Annotated in this window: 15 protein-coding genes and 2 pseudogenes; 7 read left to right on the forward strand and 10 right to left on the reverse strand. The window is 69.8% G+C overall.

What is annotated here, in order from left to right:
* The first annotated feature begins 104 nt into the window (after positions 1-104).
* Positions 105-311 carry a cold-shock protein gene (locus ASC56_RS09110; protein ID WP_055490749.1) on the forward strand — a complete coding sequence of 69 codons (207 nt, stop codon included), beginning with the start codon at positions 105-107 and terminating at the stop codon, positions 309-311.
* Positions 312-539: 228 nt separating this feature from the next.
* On the opposite strand, the pseudogene ASC56_RS09115 reads toward ASC56_RS09110, so the two are convergent.
* A pseudogene (locus tag ASC56_RS09115) lies at positions 540-1,600 on the reverse strand (helix-turn-helix transcriptional regulator).
* A gap of 105 nt (positions 1,601-1,705) precedes the next feature.
* On the opposite strand from ASC56_RS09115, the gene ASC56_RS09120 reads away from it, so the two are divergent.
* On the forward strand, positions 1,706-2,104 hold the full coding sequence (locus ASC56_RS09120) for a VOC family protein (protein ID WP_055490750.1): 399 nt from the start codon (positions 1,706-1,708) through the stop codon (positions 2,102-2,104).
* A gap of 135 nt (positions 2,105-2,239) precedes the next feature.
* Complete coding sequence (locus ASC56_RS40545; RefSeq protein WP_055490751.1) at positions 2,240-2,533, forward strand: hypothetical protein; 294 nt, start codon at positions 2,240-2,242, stop codon at positions 2,531-2,533.
* Positions 2,534-2,569: 36 nt separating this feature from the next.
* Here ASC56_RS40545 and ASC56_RS09130 read toward each other — a convergent pair whose 3' ends face one another.
* Entirely contained in the window at positions 2,570-3,190 is a 621-nt protein-coding gene (locus tag ASC56_RS09130; RefSeq protein WP_055490752.1) for a LysE family translocator, read from the reverse strand.
* 89 nt (positions 3,191-3,279) lie between these two features.
* Positions 3,280-4,401: a diaminopropionate ammonia-lyase gene (locus ASC56_RS09135; RefSeq protein WP_055490753.1), complete on the reverse strand. Its 1,122-nt coding sequence runs from the start codon at positions 4,399-4,401 to the stop codon at positions 3,280-3,282.
* 259 nt (positions 4,402-4,660) lie between these two features.
* Here ASC56_RS09135 and ASC56_RS09140 point away from each other — a divergent pair, with 259 nt between their 5' ends.
* Complete coding sequence (locus ASC56_RS09140; RefSeq protein WP_055490754.1) at positions 4,661-5,131, forward strand: SRPBCC domain-containing protein; 471 nt, start codon at positions 4,661-4,663, stop codon at positions 5,129-5,131.
* Between the two features lie 48 nt (positions 5,132-5,179).
* Here the strand turns inward: ASC56_RS09140 and ASC56_RS37770 are convergent.
* A pseudogene (locus ASC56_RS37770) lies at positions 5,180-5,362 on the reverse strand (glycosyltransferase); the annotation flags it as partial.
* A gap of 30 nt (positions 5,363-5,392) precedes the next feature.
* Positions 5,393-6,550 (reverse strand): low temperature requirement protein A, encoded by a 1,158-nt coding sequence (locus tag ASC56_RS09145; RefSeq protein WP_107309216.1) that lies wholly within the window; start codon positions 6,548-6,550, stop codon positions 5,393-5,395.
* Between the two features lie 516 nt (positions 6,551-7,066).
* Here ASC56_RS09145 and ASC56_RS09150 point away from each other — a divergent pair.
* A complete protein-coding gene (locus ASC56_RS09150; protein WP_055490756.1) occupies positions 7,067-7,540 on the forward strand; it encodes a nuclear transport factor 2 family protein in 474 nt (157 codons plus the stop codon).
* 129 nt (positions 7,541-7,669) lie between these two features.
* Here ASC56_RS09150 and ASC56_RS09155 read toward each other — a convergent pair whose 3' ends face one another.
* Positions 7,670-8,665, reverse strand: coding sequence for an alpha/beta fold hydrolase (locus tag ASC56_RS09155; RefSeq protein WP_055490757.1), 996 nt, complete (start codon positions 8,663-8,665; stop codon positions 7,670-7,672).
* Positions 8,666-8,949: 284 nt separating this feature from the next.
* Positions 8,950-10,017, reverse strand: coding sequence for a S1 family peptidase (locus tag ASC56_RS09160; protein ID WP_055490758.1), 1,068 nt, complete (start codon positions 10,015-10,017; stop codon positions 8,950-8,952).
* A gap of 520 nt (positions 10,018-10,537) precedes the next feature.
* Here ASC56_RS09160 and ASC56_RS09165 point away from each other — a divergent pair.
* Entirely contained in the window at positions 10,538-12,256 is a 1,719-nt protein-coding gene (locus ASC56_RS09165) for a YncE family protein (protein ID WP_055490759.1), read from the forward strand.
* A gap of 133 nt (positions 12,257-12,389) precedes the next feature.
* On the opposite strand, the gene ASC56_RS09170 is transcribed toward ASC56_RS09165, so the two are convergent.
* Complete coding sequence (locus tag ASC56_RS09170; RefSeq protein ID WP_055490760.1) at positions 12,390-13,778, reverse strand: S8 family serine peptidase; 1,389 nt, start codon at positions 13,776-13,778, stop codon at positions 12,390-12,392.
* Between the two features lie 282 nt (positions 13,779-14,060).
* Between ASC56_RS09170 and ASC56_RS09175 the strand changes: the two genes are divergently transcribed.
* Positions 14,061-15,077 (forward strand): LLM class flavin-dependent oxidoreductase, encoded by a 1,017-nt coding sequence (locus tag ASC56_RS09175; protein WP_055491062.1) that lies wholly within the window; start codon positions 14,061-14,063, stop codon positions 15,075-15,077.
* 200 nt (positions 15,078-15,277) lie between these two features.
* On the opposite strand, the gene ASC56_RS09180 is transcribed toward ASC56_RS09175, so the two are convergent.
* Both ASC56_RS09180 and ASC56_RS09185 read right to left on the reverse strand, forming a co-directional pair.
* Positions 15,278-16,432: an FAD-binding oxidoreductase gene (locus ASC56_RS09180; protein ID WP_055490761.1), complete on the reverse strand. Its 1,155-nt coding sequence runs from the start codon at positions 16,430-16,432 to the stop codon at positions 15,278-15,280.
* A 206-nt stretch (positions 16,433-16,638) separates the two neighbouring features.
* Positions 16,639-17,700: a LacI family DNA-binding transcriptional regulator gene (locus ASC56_RS09185; protein ID WP_234376898.1), complete on the reverse strand. Its 1,062-nt coding sequence runs from the start codon at positions 17,698-17,700 to the stop codon at positions 16,639-16,641.
* Between the last annotated feature and the right edge of the window lie 41 nt (positions 17,701-17,741).

Consider the following 17,741-nt stretch of genomic DNA (forward strand, 5'->3'; position numbering starts at 1 on the left):
TGTCGAGCGAAGTTTGACGGGCATTCACAGGCCGCCGAAACCTCGTGCGGCTGCGGTCGGTACCGCGACTCGGTGCCGCCGAACACCAAGAAGGATCTACAGCAATGGCAACTGGCGTCGTGAAGTGGTTCAACGCCGAAAAGGGCTTCGGCTTCATCCAGCAGGACGGCGGCGGACCGGACGTGTTCGTTCACTTCTCCGCGATCCAGAGCACCGGTTTCAAGGAGTTGTACGAAGGCGACCGGGTCGAGTACGACGTCACCCAGGGCCCCAAGGGTCCACAGGCAGAGAACGTCGTCAGGCAGAGCTGACCAGCGCCTGACCCGTGTCGCCAGACCGAAGCCGGCAGAAGTACCTCACCGGGTTCGGCGCGGCTGTGCGACGCTGTCGGCCTCAATCCGTCCAAGCCCCGCGCTTGCCTCCCATCCACCGTCTGTCGACGGCTTCGGGCAGCACTTGGCGATCAGACGGCCCGGAAGTGTCCATGCGAAGTGGCGACTGGCGGCTGGCTGGCGTCGTTCGGGTGACCCGTCCGCGCGTTAGGGGCCTACGTCGGCAGCGGCGCGCTCGTGGAGGCGGCGGGCCAGCGCGCGCACCAGATCGCGCAGGGCGGCGGGGTGTTCGATGACGAACGGGCGGTCAAGAGCGGCGAGGACGGCGGGAATCCACTCCAGCCGTTCGGCTCGAATGCGGACGTGCACCCATCCGGTGCGTTCGTCGGCTGCCCCGGGGCCGCTCGGGTCGTCGGGGCGGGTCTCGCGAGTGTCGGTCCGGTCGGCGTCGTCAAGTGTGGCCGAGGCCGATGTCGTGGACAAAGTAGCGATTTCGGCCGGGAAGTGGCTGCGAATGTGCTCGACGCTGTCGCGGATCCGCAGCGACACATCGTGGTGCCAGGGCGCCTGGGCGAGGCTGTCCAGCACCGTGGCCGCCGGGTCGAACTCTGCCGGGGCGACGAACGAGCCGGCCTGCACGGTCATGGTGTTGATCCGGTCCAGCCGAAAGGTGCGCACCTCCCCGCCGGCCGGGTCGGCGCCGGTCAGGTACCACCGGCCGGAATGGGCCACGAGACCATAGGGCCAGACGGTGCGGTCGCTGCTGCGGCCCTTTCGGTCGGTGTAGTTGATCGCCACCGGCCGCTGATGGCGTGCAGCCTCGGCGAGTTCGAGCAGCACATCTGCTTCCGGGGCGGTGACGGGACGGGGCCGCGCGGTGAAATCGGCCGTATCCAGCAGCGCGTCCAGCCGTCGCCCAGGACTTCGGGCAGTACCCGACGTAGTTTCGCCGCGGCACTCTCGCTCGCCGCGGCGGACGCGGTGACCAGCCCGGCCCTCCGGCCGGCCAGGAGACCGAGCAGGACGGCCAAGGCCTCTTCGTCCGTGAGCATCAGCGGGGGCATCCGATAGCCAGGGGCGAGCCGGTAGCCACCGTAGCGGCCGCGCACCGAGTCGACGGGCACGCCGAGATCCAGCAAGTGGCCGACGTAGCGACGGACGGTGCGCTCGTCGACGCCGAGGCGAGCGGCCAGGTCGGGGACGGTGCGGATGCCGCCCCCTTGAAGGATCTCCAACAGAGCGAGCACCCGAGCGGTCGATGTGGTCACCCAAGAAGTCTGCCGCACATACCGGGCGGATCCTGCCCGGTATTGGTCCTAGCGTTCGACACGTCCCTTCATTGATCCGGCATCACCGCACACAGGAAGTCGCTCATGAACTTCGTTTCGATCCGCGTGATCACCCACGATGTCGCTCGCCTCGTCGAGTTCTATGAACAGGTCACCGCCGTTTCGGCGACGTGGTCGACCCCTGACTTCGCCGAACTCGTGACGCCGTCGTGCACGCTCGCGGTCGCGAGCAACCGCACCGTGGCGTTGTTCGGCACCGACTCCGCCCGGCCGGCCGCCAACCGCACGGTGATCATCGAATTCCGCGTCGCCGACGTCGACGCGGAGTACCAGCGTCTGGCGCCCCTCAACTGCGAGTTCGTCCAGAAACCGACGACCATGCCGTGGGGCAACCGCTCCCTGCTCTTCCGAGACCCCGACGGGAATCTGATCAACTTCTTCACGCCTGTCACCCCCGACGCCATACGGAGGCAGGATCGCTAGGAGTCGCCCACAACGTCCGTGAGCGGTCAGGCCTGGTCGGACCAGGCGCAGGAGGGTGGTGGCCGTCGCGCAGGAACACGGCCAGGGCTTCCTCCGCGCGGGCCATCTGGACGTCGTCGGGGCGACACTGTCGATGTGCGAGCCGGTCAGGACCGGGGCCACGGAGGGGTCAGTGCCATCACGGCGGCCATAGATGTTGCCCATCCGGTCGATGCGGACGGCCAGGCCGGCCTCTTCCATCCACGCGATGACCCGGCGACGCCCGGCCGCGTCGGCATCGGTCAGAGCCAGGCGGTTGACGCCGCGCAAGCCGGTGCGCTCGTCGTCGTACGCGCCGATCTCGGCGAGGTCCATCAGCGACTGCCACAGACGGTCGCCGTTGAGGTGATCTGGTCGGGGGTGGGGCTCATCAGGAGCTGTCTCCCGTAGTCAGCCGGAAACGGTGGAGTGGGTGGCGTGTGCGGATCAGCCGGCTGCGGTCGCGACCACGAGACCGAAGCCGATCAGCACGACGCCCGTGGTCCGCCCGATCGCACGGTGGGTCCGCGGCTCTTCGAGGACGTGCCCGGCCTTGGAGAGCAGGAGCACATAGCTGCCCAGCCAGGAGAAGGTGAGGACGGTGTGGAGGATGACAAGGACCGTCATGGCCCAGGCGGCGGGCAGTCGAGGCGGGGCCAGCGTCGGGAGCAGCCCGGTGTAGAAGACGGCGATCTTCGGGTTGAGGAGGTTGCTGACCAGGCCGGTCCGCCACGGGCTCCCGGCAGTGATGCGGGTGCCGGTATCGGCCGAGGCAGGGGCGGCCCGGCGGTTCTGCCACAGCGTCTGCGCGCCCAGGAACACCAGGTAGCCGGCGCCAAGGAGCTTGACGACCAGGTAGGCGGAGGGTGAGGCGGCCAGCACGGCCGCGAGACCGGCCACGGTCAGTGCGCCCCAGATCAGCAGCCCGGTCGCAATCCCGCCCACGGTCCGCAGCGCGTCCGCGGGGCCGGCCACGAGGGCGCGTCGGGTCACCACCGCCATGTCCGGGCCGGGCGCTACGGTCAGCAGGCCCAGGACACCGAGCGCGGCCAGGAAGTGGGTCAACACGCCGCTGCCCTCCTCCCGGTCCAACCGGTCTGCTGCGGGGTATCAAAGGTGCGGTAGCTCAACGCAGGGGTCTTTCAGGTGTCGTGTGTTCAGTGACCGGCGGTGGAGTGCGGGTTGGCAGCCGCGCCCTCGGTGCTCAACAGCACAACCGTCGAGGTCGCATCGAGCCCCAGTGCCGCGCGGCGTTCGTCGCCACCGACGCCCGTGAGCACCATACGAAGACCGGCGAGCGCGGCGGCCCCGCAGGGACCCGAGGAAACACCCAGGGCGGCGAGGTCACCGGCCGCGCGGGCGCTGTCGGCGTCGGGGATGGCGACCGCGGCGTCCAGCCCGCCGTGCAGATAGGGCCAGGCGATACTGGACGGGGTGCCGCAGTTCAGCCCGGCCATGGTGGTGTCGGCGGTGGTGACACTGACGGGTTCGCCGAGGGTGAGGCTTTCCAGGACGCAGGCGGCGGCCTCCGGCTCCACCGACAACAGCGCCGGAGCTCGCCGGGAGGGGCGGCTGCGGTAGTGGGTGACGACGGCCTGGGCCAGTGACCCGACGCCCACCGGTATGGCGACGAGGTCAGGTCCTTCGACGACTCCCTGTGCCGCCAACTGCTCGTCGATCTCGGCGCAGAGGGTGGAGTAGCCCTCGACGATCCAGGCCGGGATCTGCTCATAGCCCGACCAGGCCGTGTCCTGGACCAGGACCGCGTCCGGCGCGGCGGCCGCTTCGGCCGCCAGGCGCACGGCGTCGTCGTACGGCCCCGAGACCTCGGTCACCTTCGCCTGCTCGGCGACGATGGCCGCCACGGCCTGCGGATGTACGCCGTGTGGGACGAAGACGTGGGCGTGCTGTCCGAGCAGGCGCGCCATACGGGCCACCGCCCGGCCATGGTTGCCGTCGGTGGCGGTCACCAGGGTGACCGGGCCCGGCTCCTGGCCGCTCGCGGCCCGCTCGGCAAGGGTGCGGTGGACCGCCCAGGACGCACCCAGCGCCTTGAACGCGGGCAGCCCCAGACGGCACGACTCGTCCTTGACGAAGACTCGGCCGATCGCCAACTCGGCCGCCAGCGGCGGGAATTCGGCCAGCCGGGTGGGTGAGTAGTCGGGCTGCGCAGTATGGAAGCCCCGCACCTCGGCGGGTGCGGGGTCACACCGCCAGGTACGGGCACTGGGGCGCACAGACCACGGCAGGGGACGGGAGGAGGAAGCATTCTCAAGCACACGATCAGGGTGCGGCGCCGTCCTACGATCGGTCCAGCGAATGTTTTCGACCTATACCCTTCGAAGGTACCGACTGTTCCAGCCTCGCTCCGCGACGGCGAGGAGAGCGGTGCACCGAGGTTCGGTTCTTGGTCGCCGCGTGAACGACGTGCTGGGCCGAGGAACAGCGCGAGCTCAGAGACCGGCCTCACACTGGAGTGGGCCGGAAGTGACGGCCAATCCGGGGTCGAGCCGTGTACCCCGGCGCTATGTTGCCTCCATGCACTCCACAGAGGTCTCTCGGCATGTGAATGCTTCGCGGCCCGCCGTCTACCGGGCGCTCGTGGATGCGGACGCGCTTACGAAGTGGCGAGTGCCGGTCGGCTTGACCTGCCACGTACACGAATTCGACGCCCGCGAAGGCGGCAGGTTCCGCATCTCGCTCACCTACGACTCGCCGGTTGGCGCCGGCAAGTCGGCTCCCCACACGGACACCTATCACGGCCACTTCGCGAAACTCGTGCCGAACGAACAGGTGGTCGAGGTGTTGGAGTTCGAGACCACGGATCCCGCGCTTCGCGGCACGATGACCATGACGACCACTCTCACCGATGCAGACGGCGGCACTGACGTCCTCGTGGTGCACGAAGGGATTCCCGACGGTGTGCCCGCCGCCGACAACGAGACAGGCACGCGCATGGCACTGACCAACCTTGCCCGGCTCGTTGAGGCCACCGAGCGCTCCGGGTGACCAGTCTCGGCGGTGGAGCACAGCCACCAGCACCACGGCGACAGCATCGCCCCCGGTTGCCGCGTCCCGGTCCGGTGCTGGGAGGCCGTTGGCGCCGGGGGCGATCACGTGGGGTATGCCGCCGATGTCCGAGCCGACGACCGGGGTGGCGCAGGCCATGGCCTCGATCAGGACCATGCCGAAGGACTCGGCCTCGCTGCGGGAGGGGAGGACGACGGCGGCCTGTTGCATGAGTCCCTCTCCGCTCCCTTCGACCCGAATTCAGGCCGGGCCCGGAGAGGATGCGGCGGCTGCTCGTGCGGCCAGGACGACGGCGCAGGCGATCATCGTCACGCTGACCAGCCCGGCCAGCAGAACCGCCCAGTGCCCGGCGAAGGTGCAGGCCAGCACCAGCACGGCAGATACCGGGAGCACCGCCCACTGAGCGGTCTCGCGCTTGTCGTGCCTGGCGTGCACCGCCCAGGTCGAGACCAGGAACACGCCGATCGGCACCGTCACGGCCGCGGCCGCCGCGAGCTCCGAGACGTGCGTCTTGCCGAGGACCTTGTCCACGGCGACCTCCAGGCCCGCTCCCACGGCGGCGCCGGAGGCGAAGATGAAGTAGTGGCCGTACCCCCACGCGAAGGGTGGTGTCTCGTCCTGCGACAGGTGTTCGCGGATGGGTACGTCGAAGTAGATCCAGTATGCCGCGAAGACGAGCAGCAGGCCGCCGCCCGCGATGGGCAGAAGGTCGAACAGCACATCCTTCTCGTCGAGTGCCACTTGGACGGCGACGGTGGAGGCCGAGATGGTCTCGCCCAGGATGATGATGGTGAACAGGCCGTAGCGCTCCGAGATGTGTTGCGGATGCCAGGATGTCGCCTGGTGCCGCTCGGCGATCACCGGTACGGAGAGCTCACAGATGGCCAGGGCCACGAAGCCCCAGTCCCAGACGGATCGGGGTAGCAGGACCATGACCAGCCAGCCCACTTGGACGAGAGCGAGTCCGGTGGCGTAGCGCAATGCGGTCCGGCGAATGGGTCCCGGCTCGCCGTGGGCCGCCCTCAGCCACTGCAGGGTGAGGGCCACCCGCATGATGAGGTAGCCCACGACAGCGGTGGTGAAGTCGTTGTGGTCGAAGGCCCTGGGCACCCCGGCCGCGAGGACCAGCACCCCGGACATCTGTACAAGCGTCGCGACCCGGTAGGCGACGTCGTCGGTGTCGTAGGCGGAGGCGAACCAGGTGAAGTTCACCCAGGCCCACCAGATGGCGAAGAAGACGAACGCATAGCCGGTCAGCCCGTGGCGCAGGTGCCCCTCCGCCTCGGCGTGCACCAGGCGATCACCGGCCTGCCTGATCGCGACGACGAAACAGAGGTCGAAGAGGAGTTCCAGGGGCGTGGAGACGCGGAACTCCTCGTCCCGGCTGCGCGCCGTCATACGGCGAAACAGCGTAACGACGTGCTCCTGGCCAGAGCCGTGCGGAGAGCTACCACCCATGGTGACTGCGCAGCAGGTCGGCCCGGGCGTAGCCGTATCGCACGGACTTCCCCGCGACCGCCTTCCTGACGACGTCTGTCACGTGCACGACGACCTGCCTTCGATGAGCTGGACGGCCAGGCATGCGGGCGGCCGGGTTCCGCCTTGGGAACAGCACACCAGATCGTCGGTGCACCCGCGCGTCGGAGAGACCGGCGTGGCACGACGGCCAATGGCTGGAGGGAGCGAAGGCATACCCCGAGTCGCCGGGCCGGCCACCGCGACCGGGGCGGCATCTCCGGCTCGGAGAACCACTCTGTGCAGCGACTCGAACCCGCGCTTGCGTGGAGAACCGCCGTTCTCTACGCTGGGCGACATGACGAGAACGTTCGTTCTCCCCGTTCATCGGGTTCATCGGGTTCGCCGGGTTCACCGGGTTCACCGGGTTCGCGGTGAGCCCAGAGCCAAGGAGCTGACATGACTGACGCGCCCCGTCCTCCGGTGCCGCCGTTCACCCGGGAGACCGCCATCGAGAAGGTCCGCCTGGCCGAGGACGCCTGGAACTCCCGTGATCCGCAGAAGGTGTCGCTGGGCTACACGGCGGACTCGCGCTGGCGCAACCGCTCGGAGTTCGCCACCGGCCGGGAGGCGATCGTCGCGCTGCTGACCCGCAAGTGGAACACCGAACTCGACTACCGGCTGATCAAGGAGCTGTGGGCCTACGACGGCAACCGCATCGCCGTGCGCTTCGCCTACGAGCACCGCGATGACGCCGGCAACTGGTACCGCTCCTACGGCAACGAGAACTGGGAGTTCGACGAACACGGCCTGATGCACACCCGCCATGCCTCCATCAACACGCTCCCGATCGCCGCATCGGAGCGTGACTTCTTCTGGCCGCTGGGCCGTCGTCCCGACGACCACCCCGGCCTCAGCACCTTCGGCTTCTGACAATGCGTTGTGACTGAGCGAACCGGTCTGCCTGTGTCGCGCGCGCCGGATCGGCGCCGGGCCGCTGATCAGCCTCACGGGCGCCGGGCGGACTGCGCACCTACCAACTGCGGCCGCACATGGGTCCCTCTACAACCACCCGCGCCCGGCGGGCAAGGCGGCCAGCCAGTCGGTCAGAATCTGATTGACCTCAGCGGGTCGTTCTTGCTGGATCCAGTGGCCGCAGTCGTCGAGGAGGTGGGAGGAGATAAGCCCGGGCAGAGTGACGGGATAGGCCTTGATCGCATCGGCCAGCCATGTGGTGGAGGCGTCCAGGCGGCCGCCGATGAACACCGACGGCTGGGTGACGGGGGCGCCGTCGAAGGGGGCGAGGTCCTCCCAGTCGCGATCCATGTTGCGGTAGCGGTTCAGGGCTCCGGTCAGGCCGGTTCGTTCGAACTCCCCGGCGTAGACGTCCAGGTCGCTCTCGCCGAGCCAGGCGGGCAGCCGACCGACGGGGAACCGGTCGCGCAGCATCCCGCCCCTGCCGACGAAGTGCGGGTCCGGAGCCCCCGACACGGGCATGGTGTCGCCGGACAGGGCCCCGTAGAAGCCCGCGAGCCAGCCGCGCACATCGGGTTCGATCTCGGCCTCGGCCCGGCCCGGCTGTTGGAAGTAGGAGACGTAGAACTCCTCGTCCCCGCCCATCCGTGAGAAGACCTCGCTGGGCCGAGGTCCGCCGCGCGGGGTGTAGGGAACGCTGAGCAGGCCCACCGCGCGGAAGACCTCCGGTCTGAGCAGGGCGGAGTTGGCGGCGATGGTCGCGCCCCAGTCGTGGCCGACGATCACCGCCGACTCCTCCCCCAGGGCGTGCACCACCTCCGCGTTGTCCTCCACCAGGTCGCGCATCCGGTACGCGGCCGTGTCATGGGGCCTGGAGGAGCGGCCGTAGCCGCGGACATCGATGGCGACCGCGCGGTATCCGGCCGCGGCCAGTACCGGCAGCTGGTGGCGCCAGGAGTACCAGGACTCGGGGAAACCGTGCACGAGCAGCACCAGCGGCCCGTTTCCCTGCTCCACCAGGTGGATGCGGCCTGCCGGTGAGGAGACGAGGCGGTGAGTGATGTCCCTGCCGTGCAATGGCATGAGTCCTCCACTTCGATCGGTCTGCGTGGGTCACGAGCGCCGTCGATCCGCCGTGCCCTGGCCTCGGTACCGATCATGTTGCCCATGCCGGGGGGAGAACGAGACTACTTGCTGTTTCGGCAACTTCCTTCGTGCCGGCTCCCGTACAACCCGGACCATCAAGCGTGGACCCATGCCCTCGCCGAGCCCCAGCCTTCACGCACAGGGCGTGTCCGCCCCGTTGGCAGCAACGGGACGGACACGCCGTATGTGAGGACGAGTTACGGGATGTCGGCACCCTCCGCTTACGGGATGTCGGCACCCTCCGCGCTGAGCGCCGCCGTCACCGGCTGGAAGAACGTCTCGCCGCCGGAGGTGCAGTCACCGCTGCCGCCCGAGGTCAGCCCGATCGCCGCGTCGCCGTCGAAGAGGGCGCCGCCGCTGTCGCCGGGCTCGGCACACACATTCGTGTCGATCAGGCCGGAGACCGAGCCCTCCTGGTAGTTCACGGTGGCGTCGAGCCCGGTGACCGACCCGCCGTACACGCCGGTGGTGCTGCCACTGCGCTGGACCTGCTCGCCGACGTAGGCGTCCGCGGCCCGGGTGATCTGCTGGGCGCTGCCGTCGTACAGGTCGACCGCGCTGGGGTGGTCGGAGTTGGGGTCGTCGTACTGCACGAGGGCGTAGTCGGTGCCGGGGAAGTGCGAGTCGACGGTCTGGCCGATCTCTCCGCCGCCCTGCGTGTCGGACCAGGTCGAGGAGGCGTTGCCGCAGTGCCCGGCGGTCAGGAAGTAGGGGGCGCCGTTGACGGACACGTTGAACCCGAGGGAGCAGCGCACTCCGCTGCCCCAGATGGCGTCGCCTCCGGCGACCAACGGTTTGAACGGTGCGGCCGTACGCCGTAGGACGGCCTTGTCGCCGAGCGCGTTGACCACGGCGCCGAGCCGGGTGCGTTTCGCCCCGGTGACCGTGGGGTCGGCGGTGACGACCACCTTGTCCTGGCGCGGGTCGACTGCCCAGGCGGTGCCTGCGATCCGGGCCTGCTTGGTCAAGGTCGCGATGGCGGTGTGGAGTTGGGCCGTGGAGTAGCGCACCACTCTGGGCACCGCGCCGGTGCCGCGGACCTGCTGCGCGACCGACGGGTCGGTGATGTTGACGACCAGACGCCGGGACTGCGTGTCGTAGTAGGAGCCGGCGGCACGGTCGCCCAAGCGCGCGACGAGAGCCGCGGCGGCCTTGGCCTGGTGGGCCGCCGGGGCGGGCGCGGCGGTGGCCGCGTTGGCGCCGGGCAGCAGGACGGCGGTGGCGGCGAGTGCCACCGCGCACGTTCCCGCCAGGGTGAAGCGGGATGTGGGTGTTCGACGTTGTGTCACGTGTGACCTCCTGCGGGGGGTGTCCCGCCTGATCAGCAGGCCAGGACTGGAGGGGTGAGGGAGCACGGGACGCCCGATTCGGGGAGAAGGCGTGTCCATGCCAAGCGGCGTTGAGTATGGCCACGCGCCACCCATGCCTACAAGGCACCATTCCGGCCGCCCGCCCAGCGCGCCGGACGGCCCGGCCTGCCGCGGACAAGGGCTCGTCATGCGCCTGCCGCACCGGTTCGGCGACGGACGGTGTTCCCTGCGCGCGGCGTCCGTCTACGCACCGTGCGTCGCCGACTGGCCGGATGACGACGGTTGCGTTCGCTGGGCGGAACAACAGCCTCAGATTTAGACCAAACTTGAGCCCGTCATGACGCTGCATCCGTCGACCGGGGGCGGTGGAGCCGCCGGGGAACCAACCACCCACCCCTGGCCACAGTCGATCAAGGTGTCACGTAATCTCGTGCCTGACCATTTCCGGCCGTGGTGGGACACGGCCGATCGCACCTTTTCAATTGGGGGACGCAACACCGTGCGCATACGCACCAGTTCACATCGTCTTCGGCCCTCTCGTCCGGCAGCCGCGGGCGCGGCGCTCGCCGTTCTGCTCGGTGCCGCCACCGCGGTCGGGACCGACAACGCCCAGGCCGCCCACGCTGCGGCCACGGACAGCCGCGCCGACCTGCCCATCTCGCCGGACTGGCCGCAAGGCGAGATGGCGGTGGACGGGGTCCACCAGCACGTCTTCATCAGCGACCCGAAGACCAACACCGTCGTCGTCACCGACTACGCGGGCAAGGTCGTGGGCCGGATCACGGGCGAGGCCGGCGCCAACGGGATGGCGGTGAGCCGGGACTCGGCCACGCTCTACGTCGCGCTGACCGACGCCGACGCCATCGCCGCCGTCGACACGGCCACTCTCAAGGAGACCGCCCGCTTCGCCACCGGCGCGAACAGTGGCCCGCTGGATCTCGCCTTCGCGGGCGGGAAGTTGTGGTTCAGTTACGGCAAGTACGCACAGGGCGGAGGCAACCTCGGCTCGCTCGACTTCGCCGCCGCCAAGCCGGCGGTCGCGCTCAACCAGTCGGGCGGCGTCTCCTGGGAGGCCGCGCCCCAGCTGAGTTCCGCCCCCAGCGGTGACCAGGGCGTACTCGTCGCCGGCAACCAGGACCGGTCCCCGGAGGAGCTCACCGTCTACGACGTCTCCTCCGGCACGGCCCAACTGCGCGCCCACCGCAAGGAGATCATGCCGGGCGCCCAACAGGAGGACATCGCCCTCTCGCCGGACGGCAAGGACGTCATGACCGCGGACCGTACCGACAACGTCCTGCTGTCCCTGGACAGTTCGGACCTGGGCTACCACTCCAGGTCCAGTCGGGAGTTCCAGGTCCAGGGCCAGCCGAACGCGGTCGAGTACGCCGCCAACGGCGACCTGGCGGTGGGGATGCGCTACAGCAAGGGCGTCGACGTGTACGTCTTCCGGCCCGGGGAGGACAACATACCCGTCCGGGCCTTCACGATCGGGGACTACAACCTCGTCGAGCCGCGCGGGGTGGCCTGGGCGCCCGACGGCAGCAAGCTGTTCGTCCTCACCGAGGAGGGCCTCTCCCCGGGCCACCTCACGCTCCGGGTGTTCGACGACCCCACCAAGGCCGCCACCGGGCTCAAGGTCACCGCGCCCGTGAAGTCCGCCCTCGGCGAGAAGCTCACCCTGCACGGCACCTTCGCATACTCCGTGCTGCCGCTGCCCGGCTCCGTGACCGTCCAGGTCACCCGGACCGACCTCGCCTCCCCGAAGGGCGTCTCACTCGGCAGCCGCACGGTGTGGCTCTCGGCGCAGCGCGAGTTCGACATCGACGACGTCCCGGCGGCGGGCGGCAAGGTCACCTACACGCTGCGGTACCCGGGTGACGCCACCCACGCCGCCTCGACCGCATCCGTCACCGTCGACGTCCCGCGGAACAAGACCACGCTGACCCTCGACGGCGACGGCAGGACGGTCACCCGGGGCACGAACACCACGCTCAGGGCCAAGCTCGGCAGGACGTGGCGGGATCGCACGGTCTCGGTCTACGCGCAGCCGGCGGGAGGCACGAGGACGCTCGTACGAGCCGGCACGGTGGACCGTGACGGCAACCTCGTCATCACCTACAAGGTCACCCGCAACACGACCTTCACCGCCGTCTTCCCCGGCGATCCACGCACCGAGCCCGCGCAGGACACGAGCCTGATCAAGGTCAGCGCACGGTGACCCCGGCCGCGTAGGCCACTGCTGTAGTGCTCGCGGTGGTCGACCGGCGGACATGCGGACGGCCCGGGTACGGAACCCGGGCCGTCTCAGGGGCAACTCTCGGGGGGCGGAGCCCTGTTGCAGCAGCGCGGCGTCAGCCGCGGCGGCTCGACCGGGCGAGGGCGGGCACGAAGCGGAGGGCGTCCACGGTGCCCACGCCGGTGGCCATGTCGTAGCCGTCGACGGCCTTGTAGCCGGTGACGCCGGCGTAGCTGTTGTCGGTGCCGTCGTTGACGTCGACGATGCCGGTGTTCTTGTCGTGGTGGGCGGAGCGCTTGTAGAGGTTGTACAGCGCCTGGTTGATGTTGCCCACCCGGTGGCCGGCCGCCTGGTCGGCGAGGGCGACGATGCCCGAGAAGAGCGGGCAGGCCTCACTGGTGCCGCCGGTGATCTCCCAGCCGGTGGCCGTCGGGTCGAAGCTGGAGTAGATCCAGGCGCCGCCGTTGACCGCGGCGGCCATCGACACGTCCGGCGTGCCGCGGCGGTCGCCGACGATGTTCTTCACGCCGTTCTGGAAGGCCGGGCGGGGGAAGACGTGGGACTGACCGCCGCCGCCCGCGCCGTTGTCGTTGTAGACGCTGTCCGGCTTGATGCGCTCGCCCTTGTCATTCAAGTGGAGCTGGGTGCCGCCGAGGGAGGTCACCAGCGGGTCCGAGGAGGGCCAGGAGTTGACGCGTTCCTTGTAGTAGCCCTTGCCGTCCGCGGTGTTGTCGGTGGCACCGCCGTCTCCGGAGGAGGCGAGGACGGTCACGTGCTTCCGGTTCGCGTCCTCGAAGGCGTAGCGCAGCTTCTTGATGCTGGAGAAGTCGCCCTTGTCGAAGCCGGGGAAGGTGTTCTCCGTGGCGCCGAAGCTCTGGCTGATGACATCGCCGACCCCGTGGTCGATCAGGTACTTCTCGGCGTCCATCATCTCCGGGAAACCGGTGGTGCCCTCGGTCTCGGCGACCGCCGTCTCCACCAGGACGATCTTGGCATCGGGCGCCACGGCGTGGGCCATCTCCACGTCCAGGGTGGTCTCGCCGGCCCAGCCTGTCATGTCGGGGTTCTTCGGGTCGAAGACGGGAACATTGCCCCACCTGACCACGTTGACCTTGGTGCTGGGCAGGCCGAACTGCTTGCTGTAGACGTCGAGGTCGTGCTGGACGGTCGGGGAGCCGAACGAGTCGACGATGACGATGGTGCGCCCCTTGCCCGTGATGCCTTTCCGGTAGAGCGCGTTGAGATCGTACGCGCTGCGGTACTGGAGCGGGTTGTAGCAGGCGATCCTCCACTTGGCCTGGCACTCCTCGATGGAGAGCGGGCTGCCCACGCCGTGGACCAGGGTGTGCCCGGCGATGGCCGGAACCGCCTTGGTGTGCGGTACGACGGCGTGCGCTGCGGTGGTGACACCGGCCTGCGGAGCGGTCGCCGACGCGGCGACGAGGAGGGCGGCGGTGGCGGCCGTGGAAGCCGCGAGGCCACGCCCGGTACGGGCTATGCGCATGAATTCTCCCTGAGTGGGCCGAAGCCGCACGAACTGGCTCCGCGCATCACATCGGGTAAGTCATGCACAGGACAAGACCGTTGAACCGTCGATGTCGATTCCTTTACCCCGACAACACCTCACGGTGGTCTCCCGCGTGGCGCAGACGCCCGCGGAACTGTGGGGCGGTGCGACTCCGTATGCCGGGTTCCGGGGATCTCCCCGCGGCACGGGCCTGATGGCCATGGCTTGATCCCCTCGCCGATGGGCATACCGGCATACCGGCTCTCCTATGCTCACGGTGTGATCGATGTCCCGTTGTCCGTCCTCGAAGTCGCGGCCGTCCAGGCCGGTACCCAGCCCGTGGACGCCCTGCGTCAGACGGCCGCCTTCGCACAGAAGGTCGAACGGCTGGGGTACCGGCGGCTCTGGTACGCCGAGCACCACCACTCCCCCGCCATCGGCGCGTTCCCACCGGTGGTGTTGACCACCCATGTCGCCGCTTCGACGTCGACGATCCGGCTGGGATCGGGTGGTGTGCTGGCTCCCAACCATGTACCGCTCGGGCTCGCGGAGCAGTTCGGCACCCTCGCCGCGCTCCATCCGGGCCGTATCGACTTGGGAGTGGGCCGAGGCCCCGGCACTTTCGACGCGGCCACCGCGCGGGCGCTGCGCCGCGGTGCCGAACCGGCCACCGACGCCGAGTACGAGGCTGACGTGGCCGCGATCCTGACCTTTCTGGTCGAGGAAGTGGCACTGGAGCCGCTCCCGGAGCCCTGGCTGTTGGCCTCGAGCACCGCCGGCGCCTCGATGGCCGCGCGGCTGGGGCTGCCCGTCGCCGTCGCGCACCACATCCGCCCGGACAACACGCTCTCGGTGCTGGAGTGTTACCGCGCCGCGTTCACGCCGTCCCGCTGGTGCCAAAGGCCACGGGTGCTGGTGTGCGTGGAGACGGTCTGCGCGGATTCGGAGGCGGATGCGGAGCGGCTCGCCGGACCGATGAACGTGGTCAAGGCGGGGCTGCTCCAGGGCATGTCCGAAATTCCCTTCCCGACGCCCGAGGATGCGGCGCTCCACTGCTTCAGCCCGCAGGAACAGCGAGAGTTGGACGCCTTCCGCGCTCAACAGGCGTTCGGAACCCCGGACGTCGTGGCGCGCCGCCTGGACCGACTGGCCGCCATGACAAGCGCGGATGAGCTGATGCTCACGACACCGGTCCATGCCCTCGACGACCGGCTCCGCTCCTTCGAACTCGTCAAGGAGGGCGTGGGGGCGGTGGACGGCACGGCTGGGTTGCGGATTCCGGATCCGTCACGCTGAGCGCACCGCGTACAGTCGCCGCCGCGCATCCGGGACCGTACCGACGGACCGGTCGAGATTGGTACCGCCGGCGCGTCCCCCATCACACACGGAACGCCACCGCTGCCCTTGTCGACGCCCGCGGCGGGAGGGTGCGGGTGCCGGCGGTGACGGTGTCGGCCAGGAAGTGGACGAGCTGTCCTTCACCGTCCATCGGCTCGTCAGCCGAAACGGCCAGGCCGGAAGGCGGAGAGCAGTGGGTGGCGGACGCCGGTGATGATCTCGTCGGCCAGGAGTTCCCCGGCGATCAGCGCAAGCGTCGCCCCGCTGTGCGTGAACGCCACGAACAGGCCGGGAACCTCCTCCAGTCCGCCGAGCACCGGCTCGCCGTCGCCGGGAATGGGCTTGGGGCCCACCCCGTAGGAGGCCGCGGTCAGCTCGGGATTGCCCGCCAGCACGGACGACGCCTCATGCAGCAGGCCCTCCACCGTGCTGTCCTTGACCTCGTAAGTACCGTCCGGGTGCGTGATGACCGTGTCCGCCGCCGCGTCGGAGTCCATCACCAGGGAGCCGTCCGGGGCCGGACGCACCGCCACCCGGGGGGTGTTGAGCACCGCGCGCAGGGTGGTACTCATGGGCGGGGTCCGCACGAGCAGGGCCACCGGAGTGGCGTCCTCGATCGTGACGCCGTACTCCTGGACCATCCGTGGCACGGCAGCGCCGGTCGCCAGGAGCACGGTGTCGACGTAGATCCGCTCACCGGCCGCGGTCCGTACGGCGGTGGCGCGGCCGCCCTCCACAACGACGGAGACCGTTCCCGCGCCGGTCACGATCCGGCCTCCGGTCGCGGTGAGGTCGGTGGCGAGCTGCCGGACGAGCGCGGTCAGGTCCACCCAGCCCTCACCCGGGTTGAAGATCGCCCCCTCGTCGGGGATCGCGGCCGGGTCCACGCCCGGCGTCCAGTCGGCCACCTCGTCGCGGTTCAGCCACACCGCGTCGTAGCCGCACCGCCGCATGTGCGCGAACGCCGAGCGATGCTGCTCGGTGTCGCCGGGCGGCGCCCAGGTCAGCCCGCCGTCGAAGCGGAGGTACCCGGAGGAGGACGGCACCCGGTGGGCGAACGTGCGGTAGCGGTCGATGCCCAGCAGCCGCAGTTCGTGATAGGCGGACGAGCGTACACCGGGCCCGCCGAAGGAGTTGAGCCACGACAGCGAGCGCCCCGAGGCGCCGGCGGTCAGCTCGGAGTCGGTGACGAGGACGACGTCGGCCCCGCGCCGGGCGAGCTGCGCCGCGGTCGACACGCCGAGAACGCCGCCGCCGACGACGGCGACGCGATGGCTGGAGGGAGAGGAGAAGGAAACCGAGGAAGCGGGCATGGCGTACGGGCCTTCCTGGATGCTGTGTGTCGTGTGGTGGGGGAACGGTGCACCGCGTGTGAGCGATTGGGTGGGCAGGAGACGGCGCGCCGGGCGCGGACGGTCGGTCCGTAGTCGGCGTACACGTCTGGAGGGTGAGCCGTGCTTCGAGGGCCGCCGCAGCGGGGGACGGCGCCTTCGGTGGTCAGTCGACTGTCGGTCGGCTGTCAGTCGGCGCGGATGCCGGCCGGTGGTTCGGCGGCACTGGAGCGAAGGAGCAGGCGGGTGGGCAGGACGATCCGTTCACTGGGGCTGTCGTCGCCCTTGATGCGGGCGAAGAGGCGCTGGGCGGCGGTACGGCCCATGTCCATCGGCGACTGGGCCACCACGGTCAGCGGTGGGTCGACGAGCGTCGTCCAGTCCAGGTCGTCGAAGCCGACCAGCGAGATGTCGCCGGGAATGGCGAGGCCACGGCGCCGAACGGACATGAACAGGCCCTGGGTGGCGACGTTGTCGGCGGCGAAGACGGCGGTCGGTGGCTGCGGGAGCGACAGCAACGCGTCGGCCTCCTTCTCGAACTGGGCCGCGTCCCCTATCGCCGAGCAGCGGATCAGGTCGCTCGACTGCGCCCCGTACTCGTCCAGAGCGGCCAGGTAGCCGCGGATGCGGTCGATCGAGGGGCGTGCCGCACCTCGCACGGTCGGTCGTCCGGCGTCCGACGCGACGAGCTCGGGGCTTTCGTCGGGATCCACGTACAGCAGCATCCCGATGCGCCGGTGGCCCAGGTCCAGCAGATGGGCGACCGCCTCGTGGGCGGCCCGCTCGTTGTCGATCACCACACTGTCGGCGTCCAGGGCACCGCTGTGCCGGTCGAGCAGGACGACGGGAACCCCCAGATCCTGGGCGCGTCGCAGATGGGCGACGTCGATGACCGCGTTCGGCGCGACGACGATGCCCTCGATCTGCTTCTCGAGGAAGACTTTCACCGCGGCCCGTTCGACGTCCATCCGGTCGTCGCTGTTGGCCAGGATCGCCTCGTAGCCCTCCTCTCGGGCCACGTCGCAGATGCCGCGCATCGCGGTGGCGAAGTACGGGTTGGAGATGTCGACCCCGACGAAGCCGATGGTGCGCGTACCGCCGGAGCGCATGCTGCGGGCGACGCCGTTGGGGGAATAGCCGAGCCTGACGGCGGCGGCTCGCACCTGGTCGCGCAGGGCGTCGCCGACTCGGCCGTAGTCGCCGAGTGCGCGGCCCGCGGTGGCCACCGACACGCCGGCTTCGCGGGCCACGTCGGCCACCGTCGGGCGCCTGCGTCCGCCCTGCGCCCCCG

It is taken from the genome of Streptomyces sp. TP-A0356 (assembly GCF_001417775.1).
Taxonomy (GTDB): domain Bacteria; phylum Actinomycetota; class Actinomycetes; order Streptomycetales; family Streptomycetaceae; genus Streptomyces.